17 protein-coding genes are annotated in these 17,030 nt (G+C 63.1%); 15 read left to right on the top strand and 2 right to left on the bottom strand.

The window, feature by feature from the left end; genetic code table 11:
* The first annotated feature begins 26 nt into the window (after positions 1 to 26).
* The 13 genes from Q4T40_10345 (at position 27) to Q4T40_10285 (ending at position 11,112) form a co-directional block, all read left to right on the top strand.
* Positions 27 to 1,070, top strand: a complete 1,044-nt coding sequence (locus Q4T40_10345; GenBank protein MDT8901642.1) for an ABC transporter ATP-binding protein — start codon at positions 27 to 29, stop codon at positions 1,068 to 1,070.
* Between the two features lie 86 nt (positions 1,071 to 1,156).
* Complete coding sequence (locus tag Q4T40_10340) at positions 1,157 to 2,263, top strand: SDR family oxidoreductase (protein MDT8901641.1); 1,107 nt, start codon at positions 1,157 to 1,159, stop codon at positions 2,261 to 2,263.
* Positions 2,264 to 2,304: 41 nt separating this feature from the next.
* Positions 2,305 to 2,658: an EamA family transporter gene (locus Q4T40_10335; protein ID MDT8901640.1), complete on the top strand. Its 354-nt coding sequence runs from the start codon at positions 2,305 to 2,307 to the stop codon at positions 2,656 to 2,658.
* A gap of 17 nt (positions 2,659 to 2,675) precedes the next feature.
* Positions 2,676 to 3,020 (top strand): hypothetical protein, encoded by a 345-nt coding sequence (locus Q4T40_10330; GenBank protein MDT8901639.1) that lies wholly within the window; start codon positions 2,676 to 2,678, stop codon positions 3,018 to 3,020.
* Positions 3,021 to 3,039: 19 nt separating this feature from the next.
* Positions 3,040 to 3,603, top strand: a complete 564-nt coding sequence (locus Q4T40_10325) for a glycerol-3-phosphate responsive antiterminator (GenBank protein ID MDT8901638.1) — start codon at positions 3,040 to 3,042, stop codon at positions 3,601 to 3,603.
* 23 nt (positions 3,604 to 3,626) lie between these two features.
* Complete coding sequence (locus Q4T40_10320) at positions 3,627 to 4,487, top strand: DMT family transporter (GenBank protein ID MDT8901637.1); 861 nt, start codon at positions 3,627 to 3,629, stop codon at positions 4,485 to 4,487.
* A 135-nt stretch (positions 4,488 to 4,622) separates the two neighbouring features.
* Positions 4,623 to 6,635 (top strand): sigma-54-dependent Fis family transcriptional regulator, encoded by a 2,013-nt coding sequence (locus tag Q4T40_10315; GenBank protein MDT8901636.1) that lies wholly within the window; start codon positions 4,623 to 4,625, stop codon positions 6,633 to 6,635.
* 316 nt (positions 6,636 to 6,951) lie between these two features.
* Positions 6,952 to 7,317: a Lin0512 family protein gene (locus tag Q4T40_10310; protein MDT8901635.1), complete on the top strand. Its 366-nt coding sequence runs from the start codon at positions 6,952 to 6,954 to the stop codon at positions 7,315 to 7,317.
* 39 nt (positions 7,318 to 7,356) lie between these two features.
* Complete coding sequence (locus Q4T40_10305) at positions 7,357 to 8,316, top strand: thiamine pyrophosphate-dependent dehydrogenase E1 component subunit alpha (protein ID MDT8901634.1); 960 nt, start codon at positions 7,357 to 7,359, stop codon at positions 8,314 to 8,316.
* Between the two features lie 27 nt (positions 8,317 to 8,343).
* Positions 8,344 to 9,312, top strand: coding sequence for an alpha-ketoacid dehydrogenase subunit beta (locus Q4T40_10300; GenBank protein ID MDT8901633.1), 969 nt, complete (start codon positions 8,344 to 8,346; stop codon positions 9,310 to 9,312).
* Positions 9,313 to 9,372: 60 nt separating this feature from the next.
* On the top strand, positions 9,373 to 10,392 hold the full coding sequence (locus Q4T40_10295; protein MDT8901632.1) for an NAD(+)/NADH kinase: 1,020 nt from the start codon (positions 9,373 to 9,375) through the stop codon (positions 10,390 to 10,392).
* 76 nt (positions 10,393 to 10,468) lie between these two features.
* Positions 10,469 to 10,774 (top strand): DUF6506 family protein, encoded by a 306-nt coding sequence (locus Q4T40_10290; protein MDT8901631.1) that lies wholly within the window; start codon positions 10,469 to 10,471, stop codon positions 10,772 to 10,774.
* A gap of 104 nt (positions 10,775 to 10,878) precedes the next feature.
* Entirely contained in the window at positions 10,879 to 11,112 is a 234-nt protein-coding gene (locus Q4T40_10285) for a YlmC/YmxH family sporulation protein (protein MDT8901630.1), read from the top strand.
* Positions 11,113 to 11,464: 352 nt separating this feature from the next.
* Here the strand turns inward: Q4T40_10285 and Q4T40_10280 are convergent, their stop codons facing one another.
* Entirely contained in the window at positions 11,465 to 12,550 is a 1,086-nt protein-coding gene (locus tag Q4T40_10280) for a sugar kinase (GenBank protein ID MDT8901629.1), read from the bottom strand.
* An 81-nt stretch (positions 12,551 to 12,631) separates the two neighbouring features.
* Positions 12,632 to 14,047 (bottom strand): decarboxylating NADP(+)-dependent phosphogluconate dehydrogenase, encoded by a 1,416-nt coding sequence (gene gnd, locus Q4T40_10275; GenBank protein ID MDT8901628.1) that lies wholly within the window; start codon positions 14,045 to 14,047, stop codon positions 12,632 to 12,634.
* A 459-nt stretch (positions 14,048 to 14,506) separates the two neighbouring features.
* Here gnd and nrdR point away from each other — a divergent pair, with 459 nt between their 5' ends.
* Together nrdR and nrdD are read left to right on the top strand one after the other, a co-directional pair.
* Entirely contained in the window at positions 14,507 to 14,983 is a 477-nt protein-coding gene (gene nrdR, locus Q4T40_10270) for a transcriptional regulator NrdR (protein ID MDT8901627.1), read from the top strand.
* 13 nt (positions 14,984 to 14,996) lie between these two features.
* A complete protein-coding gene (gene nrdD / locus Q4T40_10265; protein ID MDT8901626.1) occupies positions 14,997 to 17,015 on the top strand; it encodes an anaerobic ribonucleoside-triphosphate reductase in 2,019 nt (672 codons plus the stop codon).
* Positions 17,016 to 17,030: the final 15 nt, after the last annotated feature.

Here is a 17,030-nt window from a genome sequence, read left to right as displayed (position 1 = left end):
CCAAAACCGGCAAAGGAGAAAAGAGCATGGCGGAAATAAAAATACAAGCGGTCTCCAAACACTTCGGCGAAGTAAAAGCCGTCGACAACTTCGTCGCCACCGTCGGCGACGGCGAATTCGTCTCCATCCTCGGCCCCTCCGGCTGCGGCAAAACCACCATGCTGCGCATGATCGCCGGCTTCGAAAAACCCACCGCCGGCGAAATATACATCGGCGACCGCCTCGTAAGCTCGCCGGCCAAGGGCATCTTCGTCCCCCCCGAAAAGCGCAGCATCGGCATGGTCTTCCAGTCCTACGCCGTCTTGCCCCACATGTCCGTCTTCGACAACGTCGGCTACCCCCTCAAAATCAAAGGTCTGCCCAAAACCGAAATCGCCGAACGCACCAATAACGCCCTCGAACTAGTCCACCTCGCCGGCCTCGCCCAGCGCCTGCCCAGTCAGCTGTCCGGCGGCCAGCAGCAGCGCGTCGCCCTCGCCCGGGCCCTCGTCGCCGAACCCGACCTCCTCCTTCTCGACGAGCCCCTGTCCAACCTCGACGCCAAACTGCGCGAAAGCATGCGGTTCGAAATCAAGGAACTGCAGAAAAAACTCGGCGTAACCGTCATCTACGTAACCCACGACCAGGCCGAAGCCATGGCCATGTCCGACCGCATCGTCGTCATGAGCGCCGGCGTCATCCAGCAGATCGGCAACCCGGCTGACGTATACGAAACCCCGGCCAACAAAATCATCGCCGACTTCATCGGCCTCGTCAACTTCCTCGCCGCCGAAGCAGGGGAGGGGGGAATCGTCGTCCCCGCCCTCGGCCGCACCGTTCCCGCCCCGGCCGGTCTCAGCGGCCAGGCCGTCGCCGCCGTCCGCCCCGAGCAGATCGCCCTCGCCGCCCCCGGCGAAGGCATCGCCGGCACCGTCGTCCACAAATCCTACCTCGGCGACGCCGTCGACTGGCGCATCGAAATTGGCGGCGAAACCGTCCGCGTCATCGCCCCCGCCGCCGCCTTCAGGGAACACAAAGCCGGCGACAAGATCGGCCTCAAGGTCGACAAAGTTATGATCTTCCCCGCCTAGGCCTCATTCGCAACAGGGGCAATCCGGAATTACCTTTATATCGCTGCATACCTTCCGTCACCGTCTCAGATGAATCGGGGTAAAAAATGAAGACCAAAATACTGCTCACCGGCGCCACCGGCCTTATCGGCAGCTGCATAGCCGTAGAACTATTGGAGAATACTCGCGGCTGCGAGCCGCTCTTCCTCGTCAGGGCCGCCGGCAAAGCCCAGGGGGTCGAACGGGTGCGCGCGGCGCTCGCCAAAGTCGGCGCCCGGGCGATAACCCTGGCCGGGATCGAAGAATCCCAGATAATCCTCGGCGACCTGGGCGCAAGTGCGAAGCTGGCCGACGACGCCAGGCTGCAGGACGTCACCCACGTCATCAACTGCGCCGCCGTCACCGCCTTCTCCAACCGGCCCTCGATCAAAAAAGTCAACGTCGACGACACCCTCGCGTTCGCCGGCGTCATCGCCGGGCTACCCGCCGTCAGGCGGTTCGTCTACGTTGGCACCGCCATGATCTGCGGCGCGAAAGCAGTCAACCGCGTAGTGTGCGAAGACGAATCCCCGGCGCCCACCACCCACTTCGTCCCCTACACCGAAAGCAAAGCCGCCGCCGAGGCCCTTTTGCCCGGCGTACTGGGCCAGGTGCCCCTCACCGTCGTCCGCCCGTCGATCATCGTCGGCCACTCCCGGCTGGGGTGCAAGCCCTCCACCAGCATCTTCTGGATCTTCCGCATGCTCTACCTCGCCTGGCGGTCGCCCTTCCCGCTTGACTACAAAATCGACGTCCTGCCGGCCGACTACGCCGCCAGAGCGATCGTCTTCCTCACCCTCAAAGACGAACTCGCCCACCCGCGCTACCACATCGCCGCCGGCCCCGCCGCCAGCTGCACCTTCGGCGAGATCCTCGACACCTTCGGAAAAAACGGCGGGCGCCAAGCCGCCCCGCCGCTCAAAGTCACCATCAGGCACTACGCCGAAAACCTCGCCAGCTTCAACGCATGGTTCGGCCCCGGCAACCCCCGCCTCATGCTCAGAGCCATCAACCTCTACTACAACTTCGCCAACCTCAGCCTAACCTTCGACAACGCGCGGCTGCTCGCCGAAGGCTTCGAGCCCCCGCCGCGCTTCATCGACTACCTCGGGCTGTGCATCAAAACCGGCTGCCACGACCCTGTCAGCCAACAAATGATCGATGACTTCAAATAATTATCGCCGCCAACGCCGCGGCGGAGAGCGGGGAAGCGGACATGTGGCTTGTTAGCTGGCTGCCCTGGTGCTTCCTGGCCGCCCTCTGCGAAAGCCTCGGCCAGATATCCTTCAAAAAAGCCGCCGTCTGCACCCGGCACGAAACCGGGCTCGCCTACTACCTCTGCCTGGCGAAAAACCGCCACATATACCTCGGCATCGCCGCCAACCTCGGCGAAATGGCCGTCTGGCTATACCTCATATCCCACCTGCCCCTCTCGGTCGCCTACCCCTTGTCCGGCTTCCAGGAAATGATCCTCATCCTCTTCGCCGCCGTCGTCCTCAAGGAAAAAGTCGCGCCCCTCGCCTGGGCGGGCGTCCTCCTCATCGCCGTCGGCGTATCCCTCGTAGCATGACGCCAAGGTAGGGGAAAATGCTAAAACTCATCTGGACCAGCATGATAATCGTCGAAACCGCCGCCCATCTGCTCATCAAGCAGGGCACCACCGTGGCCGGCTTCAGCGACCTCCAACCAAACCTCTACCTCGCCGGCGGCTACACCCTCTACGTAGTCGCCTTCTTCCTCTGGATGCAGATCCTCAGGACCACCCCGCTCTACGTCGCCCTCGCCGGCGCCTCCGTCATCTACGTTACCATCGCCTACGGCGCCCACTTCTTCCTCGGCGAGCCCCTCACCGCCAAATCCCTCGCCGGCACCGTCATGGTCGCCGCCGGCGTCTACCTTGTCAGCTACAGCCGCAAACGCGCTGAAGAATAAAAGAAAAGAGGGAGGCCGCATGGCCGACATCATCGCCAAACTCTGCCCCGGGCCCGTCGTCCCCGCCGCCCGCACCCCCGCCGACCTCACCCACGCCCTCGCCCACACCTCCGCCCCCGCCGTCATCCTCCTCTTCGGCGACATCAACACCCTTCCCGGCCTGCTCGCCGAAGCCAAACGCCACGGCAAGCGCCTCATCGTCCACCTCGACCTCCTCGACGGCGTCGGCAAAGACCGGGCCGGCGTCAAATGCCTTGCCCGGCTGGGCGTCGCAGCCCTCATCACCACCAAGCAGCAACTAGTAAAAACGGCGCGGGACGAAGGCATGATCGTCGTCCAGCGCCTCTTTATCATGGACACCGAAGCCCTGCGCACCGCCGTCAAAGTCGTCAACCACGCCAAACCCGACGCCGTCGAAATCCTCCCCGCCTCCGTACCCGGGTGGGTATTCACCGAAATCACCCGCCAAACCGGCCTGCCCCTCCTGGCCGGCGGCCTCGCCGCCACCCGCGCCGACATCGACAGCGCCCTCGCCGGCGGCGCCGCCGCCGTCAGCACCTCCAACCGCGACCTCTGGCAATAACCGAACGCACTGCGGAGGACCCCATGTCGGCACTCGCTCTCGCCCTCGTCCTGGCGGCCGCCATCGCCCACGCCGCCTGGAACTGCCTCGCCAAAAAAATAGCGGGGGGCATCCCCTTCATCTGGCTGTTCGCCGTATTATCCGCCGTCCTCTACAGCCCCGTCGCCGCCTGGATCTACCACACCCACCGGCCCGAAATCGGCCTGCCGCAGCTCGGCCTCATCGCCGGCACCGCCGTCCTCCACGTCCTTTACTTCATCCTCCTCGACAAAGGCTACCAGCTCGGCGACCTATCCGTCATCTACCCCCTCGCCCGCGGCACCGGACCGCTGCTCGCCATGCTCGCCGCCGTCCTCCTCCTCGGCGAACGGCCGTCCTGGCTCGCCGTCGCCGGCGGCCTCGCCATCGGCGCCGGCATCCTCGTCCTCACCGGCAACCCCGCCAAACTCGGCGACCCCGCCAACCGGCGGCCCGTCGTCTTCGCCCTCCTGTGCGGCGCCGTCATCGCCGCCTACACCGTCTGGGACAAAATCGCCGTCAGCGCTTTCCTCATCCCGCCGCTCCTCTACGACTGGGCCGCCAACCTCGGCCGCGTCCTCATCCTCACCCCCGCCGCCCTCCGCGACCGCCAAGGCATCCGCGACCAGTGGCGGCGCAACAAACTCGCCATCGCCGCCATCGCCGTCCTCTCGCCCCTGGCCTACATCCTCGTCCTTACCGCCATGGTCTTCAGCCCCGTCAGCTACATCGCCCCCGCCCGCGAAATCAGCATCCTCATCGGCACCCTCGCCGGCGCCCGCATCCTCCGCGAAGGTCACACGCGACAGCGTCTCGCCGTCGCCGGCGTCATGGTCGCCGGCCTCGTCGCCCTCGCCCTCGGCTGACCGGCCGCAGGCAACAAATCCCCCCGGCCCGCATATACATTAAAAGACAAGCCGGACACGCCCCCGACCCGGCCAAGACAGCCTGTCAGATACGCCGACAGGCTTAAATAATCTCCGCGAGGAGGGATACCAGCCATGGAAGTCATCAGGAGAACGTCCGCGCCTGACAGGGCCTCGGCCTGGAAAACCTTCGTAAACTCGGGAGAAATCGCCGCCGGCGCCGTCTCCCCGCCGATCGCCGACTCGTGGCGCAAATGCGCCCGCACCGGCGTCGACCCCGCCGACGGCAAAGGGCGCGTCGTCCTCGAGCATGCCGACCTCAGGCGCCGCGTCGACGAAAACCGCGTCATCGTCAGCCTCGCCAAACCCTTCATGCAAAACCTCTACCAGTTCTTCCGCACCTCCGGCTTCATCATCGTCCTCACCGACGCCGCCGGCTACATCCTCGAAAGCTTCGGCGACACCGAATCCCTCCAAAACGCCCGCACCATCAACTTCCTCCCCGGGGCCGACTGGCAGGACGTCAGCGTCGGCACCAACGCCATCGGCACCGCCCTCGCCACCGGCGCCCCCATCCAGGTCTCCGGGCACGAGCACTTCTGCCTTCGCCACCATTGCTGGACCTGCTCGGCCGCGCCCATCATCGGGCAGGGCGGCAAAATCCTCGCCGTCCTCGACGTCTCAGGCCCCGCCCAAGCCTGCAACTCCCACACCCTCGCCATGGTCGTCGCCGCCGCCGAAGCCATCTCCATGCAGCTCGCCATCCGCGAGAAAAACCGCGAACTCGCCATGGCCAACCGGCGCCTCACCAGCATCTTCAACACCATGTCCGAAGGCGTCATCCTCATCGACCGCCACGGCGTCGTCAACGAAGTCAACGCCGTCGTCGGCCGGATAACCGACCGGCCCAGCGACGAAGTCGTCGGGCGGCCCATCGAAAAACTCCTCGGCGGCTTTGCCCCCTTCACCCGCCGCATGCTCGCCGACAAACAGCCCTACGCCGACATCGAGCTCATGCTGCCCGGCAAAAACGGCGCCAGCCACTGCCTCGTATCCGGCGAACCCGTCACCGACGGCCAGGGCCAGATAAGCGGCGGCGTCATCGTCGTGCGCCCCATCAAGCAGGTCCGCACCCTTGTCAACCGCTTCAGCGGCTACTATACCACCTTCCGCTTCAGCGACATCATCGGCGCCAGCCCGCAGCTCCTCGAAGCCGTGCGCGTCGCCCGCCTCGCCGCCGCCGGCGCCGCCAACGTCCTCCTCCAGGGCGAAAGCGGCACCGGCAAAGAACTCTTCGCCCAGGCCATTCACCACCACAGCCCCCGCAGCGACGGCCCCTTCATCGTCGTCAACTGCGGCGCCATCCCCCGCGAACTCATCGGCAGCGAACTGTTCGGCTACGAGGAAGGCGCCTTCACCGGCGCCGCGCGCGGCGGGCGTCCCGGCAAATTCGAGCTTGCCGGCGGCGGCACCGTCTTCCTCGACGAAATAGGCGACATGCCCCTCGAACAGCAAGCCGTCCTCCTCCGCGTCCTGCAGGAGAAAAAACTCGTTCGCGTCGGCGGCAGCCGCGTCATCCCCGCCGACGTGCGCGTCATCTGCGCCACCAACAAAGACCTCGCCCACGAAGTCGTCAAAGGCACCTTCCGCCAGGACCTCTACTACCGGCTCAACGTCATCGCCATCACCATCCCGCCCCTCAGGGACCGCGGCGACGACATCCTCCTCCTCTTCGACGACTTCCTTGCCAGGCTCGGCCGGGAGCGGGGCCGTTACCTCGCCGCCGAGCCAGGCGTTCTCGAAGCTCTGCTGCGCTACCGCTGGCCGGGCAATGTCCGCGAACTCCACAACGCCGTCGAACGGGCCGTCAACCTCGCCGAAAGCGATACCGTACGCCTCTGGCACCTACCTCCGGAAATCTGCGGCGACGGCGCACCGCCTGCCCGCCAGAGCGCCGGCCCCGCCGAGACCCTCCGCCCGCAATCCCTGCGCGAGCAGGCCCGCCGGCAGACGGCGCGGCGCGAACGCCAGGAACTGGCCGCCCTCCTCGGCGAAAGCGGCGGCAATATCAGCCTGCTCGCCAAACGCCTCGGCGTTGCCCGCAGCACAATCTACCGCCGTCTGCGCCACCTAGGGCTTGACAACTAAACACTGTAGCGGGGAATTGTTCAGCGAATATAACACAAACGCTACAGACCCGCTACAGTCAAAGGCGGCCGTTGATAAAGGCCCATCTGCGGCGTTGCTCCTCGGCTGCCATCCTCAGCGTACGTTCGTGTACGCTTCCGGTGTCATCCTCCGGTGCGCCTTGCATCTGGGCCTTTCTGAACGGCCGCGGCGCAAATGAGACGAACTAACCACCCTCACGGGTGGTTTTTTCATTTGCCCGCGCCGGCCTGGCACACCCCTTGCAGTGGAAATTTACGCCAACCTATCGGCAAAAAAAGGCGAGAGGGGTGAACAAGTGGGACTCAAGCGGTACATCGTCGAATTCGGCACCGGCGCGGACCTCCACGGCGGCGACGTCACCAAGGCCGCCTGCCGGGCCGTCCGGGACGCCGTCTCGCGTAGCTGCCTGTGCGGCCTCGTCGATATTTTCGCAATCGACGACCCGGACAAAATGCACGTCGCAGTCAAAATCGGCTGCCCCGACCCCGGCCGGCTGGCCGGCGACGAAATCCTCCGCGCCGTGCCCTTCGGCACCAAAACCCTCGAAGCGACCCAGGGCGGCCTGGCGGTGCGCGGCCTCGACCTGCCCGCCCTCGGGACGGGCGACACCATCGTCATCGCCGTCGCCGCCCTCACCGTCTCCATCGACGTCGACTCCTGAGCGGAACGCCCGCTTGTCAACAACGAAGGAGGGAAAAAAATGCAACTGACCAAAGAAAACCTGCTCGCGTTCTACCAGACCATGGTGACCATCAGGACCTTCGAAACTAAAGCCGCCGAACTCTTCGCCGCCGGCAAACTGCCCGGCTTCGTCCACCTCTACATCGGCGAAGAAGCGGTCGCCACCGGCGTCTGCGCCAACCTCACCGCCAAAGACTACATCACCAGCACCCACCGCGGCCACGGGCACCTCATCGCCAAAGGCGGCAACGTCGACCTCATGATGGCCGAACTCTACGGCAAAGCCACCGGCTACTGCAAAGGCAAAGGAGGCTCCATGCACATCGCCGATGTCGACCTCGGCATCCTCGGGGCCAACGGCATCGTCGGCGCCGGCCAGCCCATCGCCGTAGGCGCCGCCTTCGCCTGCAAATACAAGCAGAGCGGAGCCATCGCCGCCTGCTTCTTCGGCGACGGCGCCTCCAACCGCGGCACCTTCCACGAAGCCATGAACCTCGCCTCCATCTGGAAACTGCCCGTCGTCTTCGTCTGCGAAAACAACATGTACGGCATCTCCAACTGCCAGCGCGACCACATGAACATCTGCGACATCTCCGACCGCGCCGCCGCCTACGGCGTCCCCGGCGTCACCGTAGACGGCAACGACGTCGTCGCCGTCTACGAGGCCGCCGCCGAAGCCGCCAAACGCGCCAGGAGCGGCGACGGCCCCAGCCTCATCGAATGCAAGACCTGGCGGTGGCGCGGCCATTTCGAAGGCGACCCCGCCACCTACAAAAACCCCGAAGAACAGAAGACCTGGATCGGCAAAGACCCCATCCCCCGGCTGGCGCAGAAGATCGTCGAGCTCGGCCACGCCGCCGACGCCGACCTCGCCGCCATCGCCGACGCAGTCAAAGCCCGCGTCGCCGCTGCCGTAGCCTTCGCCGAAAATAGTCCCGACCCCCTGCCCGCCGACGTGCTCACCGACGTCTACGCCTGACAATAGCAAACAGAAAGGGTGACGAAAATGAAAAAGATGACCTACGCCGAAGCCATCAGGGACGGCATCAGAGTGGAAATGAACCGCGACGGCAACGTCTACCTGTGCGGTGAGGACGTCGGCAAATTCGGCGGCTGCTTCGGCGTCACCGCCGGCCTTGTCGGCGAATTCCCCGGCCGCGTCCTCGACACCCCCATCACCGAAACGGCCATCATCGGCTCCGCCGTCGGCGCGGCCGCCGCCGGCCTCCGGCCGGTCGCCGAAATAATGTTCATCGACTTCACCGGCGTCTGCATGGACGAACTCTTCAACCAGGCCGTCAAAATGCGCTACATGTTCGGCGGCAAGGCCAAAATACCCCTCGTCCTCAAAACCATCTGCGGCGGCGGCGTCGCCGCCGCCGCCCAGCACTCCCAGTGCATGGAAGCCTGGTTCGCCCACATCCCCGGCCTCAAAACCGTCATGCCCGCCACCCCCGCCGACGCCAAAGGCCTCATGGCCGCCGCCGTCCGCGACGACAACCCTGTCATCTACATCGAGCACAAACAGCTCCTCGGCCTCAGCGGCGACGTACCCGAAGGCGAATACGTCGTCCCCCTCGGCAAAGCCGACATCAAGCGCGCCGGCACCGACGTCACCATCGTCGCCTGGTCGTGGATGGTCCACCGCGCCCTCGCCGCCGCCGAAGCCCTCGCCAAAGACGGCATCAGCGCCGAAGTCCTCGACCCGCGCACCCTCGTCCCCCTCGACAAAGCCGCCATCCTCGCCTCGATCGCCAAAACCCACAAACTCGTCATCGTCCACGAAGCCGTCAAAACCGGCGGTTTCGGCGGCGAAATCGCCGCCGTCGCCGCCGAGGAAGGCTTCGACCTCCTCGACGCCCCTGTAAAACGCGTCACCGCCCCCGACACCCCCGTCCCCTTCAGCCCCGTACTCGAAAAAGCCTTCCTCCCTGATGAAGGGAAAATCATCCAGGCCGTCAAAGAACTATTCTAAAGCCGCCCGCGCGGCGGCCAACGACGGCCGGGAATCCCGGCGCCCCTGAGGAGGAATAACGTGACCACGGTAGGAATCATCGCCAACCCGGCGTCCGGCAAAGACATCCGCCGCCTGGTAGCCTACGGCACCGTCTTCGACAACCAGGAAAAAGTCAACATCGTCAGAAGGATACTGCTCGGCCTCGCCGCCGCCGGCGTCCGCAGAGTCATCTACATGCCCGACTACTACGGCATCGTCCCCCGCGCCGTCGAAGGGCTCAGCAGCAAAGACCGCCCGCCGCTCGACATTGTCCCCGCCGACGTACCCCTCACCTGCACCCAGCAGGACTCGGCCGCCGCCGCCGCCGCCATGCGCGAAAACGGCGCCGCCTGCATCGTCACCCTCGGCGGCGACGGCACCAACCGCCTCGTCGCCAAAGGCTGTGGCGACGTCCCGCTCCTGCCCGTATCCACCGGCACCAACAACGTCTTTCCCGCCATGATGGAAGGCACCATCGCCGGCCTCGCCGCCGGCGCCGTCGCCTGCGGCCTTGCCGGCGGCGAGGCCGCCCTGCGCCGCGCCAAAAAACTCCTCATCTCTAAAGACGGCGCGCCCGCCGACATCGCCCTCGTCGACGCCGTCGTCCTCGACGGCAGCTTCATCGGCTCGCGCGCCATCTGGGAAGTCGAGCCCATCAGGCAAATCGTCCTCACCCAATGCGCGCCCCACGCCATCGGCATATCAGCCATCGGCGGCCAGCTCGTCCCCGTCGGCCCCCACGAAGAACGGGGCCTCACCGTGGAAATCGGCGGCGGCGGCGACGCCGGCGTCCTCGCCCCCATCGCCCCCGGCGTCGTCGTCCCCGTCCGCGTCAAAACCTTCCGCGCCATCGCCCTTGGCGAGCAGGTGCCGGTCGCCCACACCCCCTGCGTCATCGCCCTCGACGGTGAACGGGAAGTCGAAATCAGAGCCGACGAAACCGCCGCCATCCAGCTAACCGCCGCCGGCCCCCTCGTCGTCGACGCCAAAGCCGCCCTCGCCGCCGCCGCCGCGAACGGCGCCTTCCGCCTGCCGCCCGAAGCCCCGGCGCAAACCTAACACTGTTCGTGAGCGGCGATGCAACTTTCGCCAACAAAAGAAATCTGATAGTAAAGCATCGCAAAGGAGGACCACCATGACCCTCAAAGCAGCCTTCATCTTCGTCGCCCCCGACGCCGACGCCGCCGTCCACCGCGCCGTCATCGACACCCCCGTCGTCAAACTCACCGCCGTCGGCGTCAAAAACTACGCCGCCGCCGTCGAAGTCGCGCGGCAAATGGCCGCCGAAGGCTTCGCCGCCATCGAACTTTGCGCCGGCTTCGGCCTCGAAGGCGCCGCCCTCGTAAAACAAGCCGTCGCCGGCAAAGCCGCCGTCGGTGTCGTCCGCTTCGACAACCACCCCGGACTCGGCTTCAAAAGCGGCGACGACATCTTCGCCTGACGCCCCGTTTTTTTCTTGCCGACCGGTGCCGCCGCAGTCACATTTTTCCCTTGTCCATCATATACTGGTAACGAACCATAGCAGGGAAGGGCGGAGGGGGCACCATGATAAAAACCAGCGACCTCAAAATCAAGGAAGTGGTAAACGTCGTCGACGGCAAGCGTCTGGGGGCCATCACCGACATCGAGATAGACATCGAAAGCGGCCGGCTCACCGCCATCGTCGTGCCCGGACCCGGCCGCTTCCTCGGCCTGTTCGGCCGCAACGAAGACGTCGTCATCCCCTGGGACAAAATCAGCAAAATCGGCGTCGACTGCATCCTGGTGGAAAGCCCGTAATTCGCGGACCTAAAACACATCGAAAAATAACGAAAATCCCTCCGATAAACGGAGGGATTTTTACTGTTAATTATCTTACGGCGGCGAGCGCAGGCTGTGCGTCGGAGCTACGGCCGAACGCGCCGTAAGGCTCGCGCCGACACAGCCGTACCTTCGCCAACGGCGTCCATGTCCGACGGCTCCTCGCCCGGCCGTCCATGGCCAGGCGTACGTTCGTGTTACCGGCCCTGCGCCAACGGCGCGTATCTGCCTCCACAACGGCGCAGTGTGCCCGCGTTCTCCGCCACTGCTGTCCATCGGGACAGCAGGGCCTTGCTCGAACTTGTCGAGAAAGCCAAAGCGCTGGGAATTCTCACCGCTGGATGCGCGCGGAGCCGCCCTGGGCAAAGGCCCGGACCTCCTCCAGGCTCGCCATCGTTGTATCCCCCGGGAAAGTGGTCAGGAGAGCGCCGTGCGCCCAGCCGAGCTTTAGGGCTTCTTCCGGTGCTTCACCGGTCAACAGCCCATAGAAGAAACCGGAAGCAAAGCCGTCCCCGCCGCCGACCCGGTCATAAACATCCAGTTCAGCCGTGGGTGCGATATACGTCTTGCCATTGACCCAAGCCACGGCACTCCAACTGTGCCTGTTGGTGGAATGGACTTCGCGCAGGGTGGTGGCAACCACTTTTATCTGCGGATGCTTTTGGATGACATCGTCAATCATGCCGAAGAAGGCACTGGGGTCGAGCTTTGATTTTGCAGCCACTTCGGGGCCGGGAATGCCAAGCCCTTTCTGAAGGTCTTCCTCGTTGCCCACAAGCACGTCCACATTTTTCAGGATCCGGTCCAACACGGCCACCGCCCGTTCTTCCCCGCCGACAATGTTCCAGAGCTTGGCCCGGTAATTCAGGTCGAACGACACAATCGCCCCTGCGGCCTTTGCCGCCTGCATACCCTCGATGATCAGTTCAGCGGTGGTTTCAGACAGCGCCGCGTAGATTCCGCCGCTGTGAAACCACCGTACCCCTTCGGCAAAGATGCCCTTCCAGTCGAAATCCCCCGGCTTCAGCAAAGCACCGGCTTCATTCGCGCGATTGTAAAAAACCACCGGCGGCCGCACGCCCTGGCCGCGGTCGCTGTATACCGTCGCCATGTTGGGACCGTTGACGCCATTGTGCTTGAAATGCTTATAATACGGCTTGACGCCCATCGCCCTGACCCGCTCGGCGATCATTTCCCCGATGGGATAGTTCACCATCGCTGTCGCCACACCGGTCTTCATCCCGAAACAATTGGCAAGGTTGGCAGAGCAGTTGAACTCTCCACCGCTGACATGAATCTGGCATCCTGTCGCCTTGCGGAACGGCACGATCCCAGTATCAAGGCGGTGAACCAGAGCGCCCAGCGACAAAAAATCCAGAGCTCCCTGCGGGCGGATATTCAATCCAGTACTCATCATTTTTCCTCCTCAAGCGATATGCTTTTTTTCTTCAAACTCGGCAAACATGGGGGCAACTGTGGCAACCTGGCGCCAGGCAGGCTATTTGGCTATCCATTCGGTGTGGAACACACCGGGACGGTCCACGCGTTCATAAGTATGCGCCCCGAAATAATCGCGCTGGGCCTGGATGAGGTTGGCAGGCAGCACCGCCTGCCGATAAGAGTCATAATAGTCGAGCGATGCATTAAAGGCCGGCGTGGGAATCCCCAGGTCGCGGCAGGTCTTCAGCACCGACCGCCACGGGGTCTGTGCCCTGGCAAGGACCTCCGTGAAGAAAGGATCCAGCATGAGGTTCGGAAGATTGGGCTCTTTCGCAAACGCATCGCGGATCTTATCCAGGAAACGGGCGCGGATGATACAGCCGCCGCGCCACAGCAGGGCGATTTCACCGAACCGCAGCGGCCATCCGTATTCTTCCCCGGCGGCCCTGAGCAGCGCAAAACCCTGCGCATATGAACAGATCTTCGAAGCATACAGGGCATCATGCACCGACCGGATCAACTCTTCCCTGTCGCCTTCCCATTTGCCCTGCGGCCCGGCCAGCATAGCCGACGCTTTTACGCGCTCCTCCTTGACAGCCGACATGCACCTGGCAAAAACGGCCTCCGTGATGGCTGGCGTCGGAACCCCAAGATCCAGGGCGTTCTGCGAGGTCCACTTGCCTGTCCCCTTTTGTCCGGCCTTGTCCAGAATCATCTCCACCAGCGGTCGTCCGGTCTCCGGGTCCGTGACTGCGAAAATGTCCCGCGTGATTTCAATCAGATAGGAATCGAGGGGTCCGGAGTTCCAGCCGGCGAATACTTCATGCAGTTCGCTTGCCGAAAGACCGCCTGCCTGCCGCAGGATATTATAAGCCTCGGCGATGAGCTGCATATCGGAATATTCGATGCCGTTATGTACCATCTTCACGTAATGCCCCGCCCCGTCGGGTCCCACGAGCGAGCAGCACGGGCCGTCAGCGACCTGCGCCGCCACCTTCGTGAACATCGGCGCGATTTCATCATAGGCGGCCCGGTCACCGCCCGGCATCAGACTGGGTCCGCGCAGAGCGCCTTCTTCCCCGCCTGACACCCCCATGCCGACAAACCGGAGCCCCTTGTCTTTCAGAAAGATATAGCGCCGCCGCGTATCCTGGAAGAAGGAATTTCCACCATCGATGATGATATCGCCCGTTTCCAGGAACGGGAGCACTTGCTCGATCATATCATCAACCGGTTTGCCCGCCTTGACCATCAGCATCACCCGCCGCGGCCTCGACAGTGACGCTGCGAATTCAGCCAGGGAATAGGTTCCCTTCACGGGAAATCCTGCCGCAGCGCCATTCACGAATTCATCCACCCGCGCTGTCGTCCTATTGAAGACAGCAACCTGAAAACCCTTGCCGGCCATATTCAGAACAAGATTTTCGCCCATCACGGCAAGACCGATCAACCCGATGTCGCAAAGTGCCTTCAAAACAATCCCCTCCAATACTTTTACACATCTACCTTCAATTATAAAACCCCGCCACCCGTCCGGCAACCCAAGCCTTTCCCACCCAACCTCCCATCATATGCGAAACCCGTCCCGGCCATTCTTTTCGGCCCCCCGCAAAATCCCTTCTTATGTAACAACCCCCCGGCCGCGAACCTGGCGACCGGTGTCGAACCGTCGCCAGCCGTCGCCCCGGAAAAAAATAACACCGCCGACCAAGCCAGAAAGTCAGCGGATTTTTGTCGAATTTTTAATTTGTAAAATATTCAATTTTTATGTAGAAATTTCTTCAGCAAGCAGGATTTACACAATATGTGGCGTAGTTATTATTAGGACCTACTAAATATAGTAGTCCTCTTTTAGACTCCGGACAAGCCATCGCTCTTAGGACACCATTTTACCACACCGCACGACCAAACGGAAGTAGGAGGGACAAGCCCCATGCGTTGCCCGTTCTGCAGTTATGGCGAAAGCAAAGTAATCGACTCGCGGGCCGCCGAAGAAGGCAGCTCCATCAGGCGCCGGCGCGAATGCCTGCAGTGCATGCGCCGCTTCACCACCTACGAAGTAGTCGAAGAATCGCCCCTCATGGTCATCAAAAAAGACGGCCGGCGCGAACTCTTCGACCGCACCAAACTCCTCAACGGCATCCTCAGGGCCTGCGAAAAGCGGCCCATCCCCCTCAGCGTCGTCGAAACCGTCGTCGACAAAGTCGAAAAAGAACTGCGCAACCTCATGGAGCGTGAAGTATCCTCCCGCCACATCGGCGAAACCGTCATGCGCCACATCAAAGACATCGACCAAGTGGCATACGTCAGATTCGCCTCCGTCTACCGGCAATTCGCCGACATCAACAACTTCATGCAGGAACTCGAAACGCTAATGAAAACGCAGTCGGTGAAAAGCCAAATTAAATGAGGTGAAAGATAAAATGTTCGCAAAAATACTCAAACGCGACGGACGTGAAGTCCACTTCGACGAAGCCAAAATCACCGAAGCCATCTTCAAAGCCGCCAAAGCCGTCGGCGGCGCCGACAAAGCAATGGCCATCGAACTCACCCTCGACGTCCTCCGCTACCTCAAACAAAAATACAACGGCGGCCTCTTCGGCGTCGAAGACGTCCAGGACGCCGTCGAAAAAGTCCTCATCGAAAAAGGCCACGCCCGCACCGCCAAAGCCTACATAATCTACCGCAACCAACGCACCCGCATCCGCGACGCCAAATCCGACCTCATGGACGCCGTCGCCGAAATCCTCGTCGAAACCAACCGCGAAAACGCCAACGTCTCCAACTCCCCCTCCGCCAAAATGCTCCAGATCGCCAGCGCCGCCAGCAAAGCCTACTACCTCAACCGCCTCATCCCCGAAACCATGTCCATTGCCCACAAGCGCGGCGACCTCCATATCCACGACCTCGACTTCTACGGCAAAACCCTCACCTGCATCCAGATCCCCCTCGGCAGGCTCCTCAACAGCGGCTTCAACAACGGCCACGGCTTCATCCGCCCGCCCAAACGGCCCGCCTCCGCCACCGCCCTTGCCGCCATCATCCTCCAAAGCTCCCAGAACGACATGCACGGCGGCCAATCCTTCGGCTTCTTCGACCGCGACATGGCCCCCTTCGTCGCGAACGCCGCCGACGAAGACGAAGTCTTCCAGGCCATGGAAGCCCTCATCTACAACCTCAACTCCATGCACAGCCGCGCCGGCGCCCAGGTGCCCTTCTCCAGCCTCAACATCGGCACCGACACCAGCCCCGCCGGCCGCATGGTCATCAAAAACATCCTCCTCGCCTTCGAAAAAGGCCTCGGCCGCGGCGAAAACCCCATCTTCCCCAACATCATCTTCCGCGTCAAAGAAGGCGTCAACCTAAACCCCGGCGACCCCAACCACGACCTCTTCAAACTCGCCATCCGCGTCGCCGCCAAACGCCTCAACCCCACCTTCAGCTTCATGGACTCCTCCTTCAACACCCCCTTCGGCGACCAAGTCGCCTACATGGGCTGCCGCACCCGCGTCATGGCCAACCGGCGCGGCCCCGCCGTCACCGACGGCCGCGGCAACCTCAGCTTCACCTCCATCAACCTCCCGCGTCTCGCCATCAAAGCCGAGCGCAACCTCATGAAATTCTACCAGAGCCTCGCCGACCTCATCGAACTCACCGCCGACCAGCTCCACCACCGCTACCGCGTCCAGGCCGGCCTCAAAGTCAAAGACATGCCCTTCCTCATGGGTCAGGGCCTCTACCTCGACTCCGAAAACCTCCGCCCCTGCGACTACATAGAAGACGTCATCAGGCACGGCACCCTCTCCGTCGGCTTCATCGGCCTCGCCGAAACCCTCATCGCCCTCACCGGCAGCCACCACGGCCAAAGCGAGGAATCCCAGGCCCTCGGCGAAGAAATCGTCGCCTTCATGCGCAACCAGATCGACAAAGCCTGCGAACGCTACGACCTTAACTACACCCTCCTCGCCACCCCCGCCGAAGGCCTCTCCGGCCGCTTCATCGGCATGGACCGCAAAGAATTCGGCGTCATCCCCGGCGTCACCGACAAAGACTACTACACCAACTCCTTCCACGTTCCCGTCAGCTTCCCCATCAGCGCCTTCGAAAAAATACGCCTTGAAGGCGTCTACCACAAATACACCAACGCCGGCCACATCAGCTACGTCGAATTCGACGCCCCCCCCGTCAACAACCTCAGCGCCGTCGAAGACATCATCCGCCACATGAAAAACTGCGACATGGGACTGGCCGCCATCAACTTCCCCATCGACTTCTGCGACTCCTGCGGCCGCCTCGGCGTCATCGACACCGACGCCTGCCCCTCCTGCGGCACCACCTCCATCCGCCGCGTCCGCCGCATCACCGGCTACCTCAGCACCGTCGACCGCTTCAACGACGCCAAAGTCTCCGAACTCAAACACCGCATCATCCATAAAGTCTAACGACAAGAAGGTAAC

The sequence above is a fragment of the Selenomonadales bacterium 4137-cl genome, assembly GCA_032334055.1.
Taxonomy (GTDB): Bacteria; Bacillota; Negativicutes; order Sporomusales; family UBA7701; genus Anaeroselena; species Anaeroselena agilis.
This window is presented reverse-complemented; position numbering and strand designations above follow the sequence as displayed.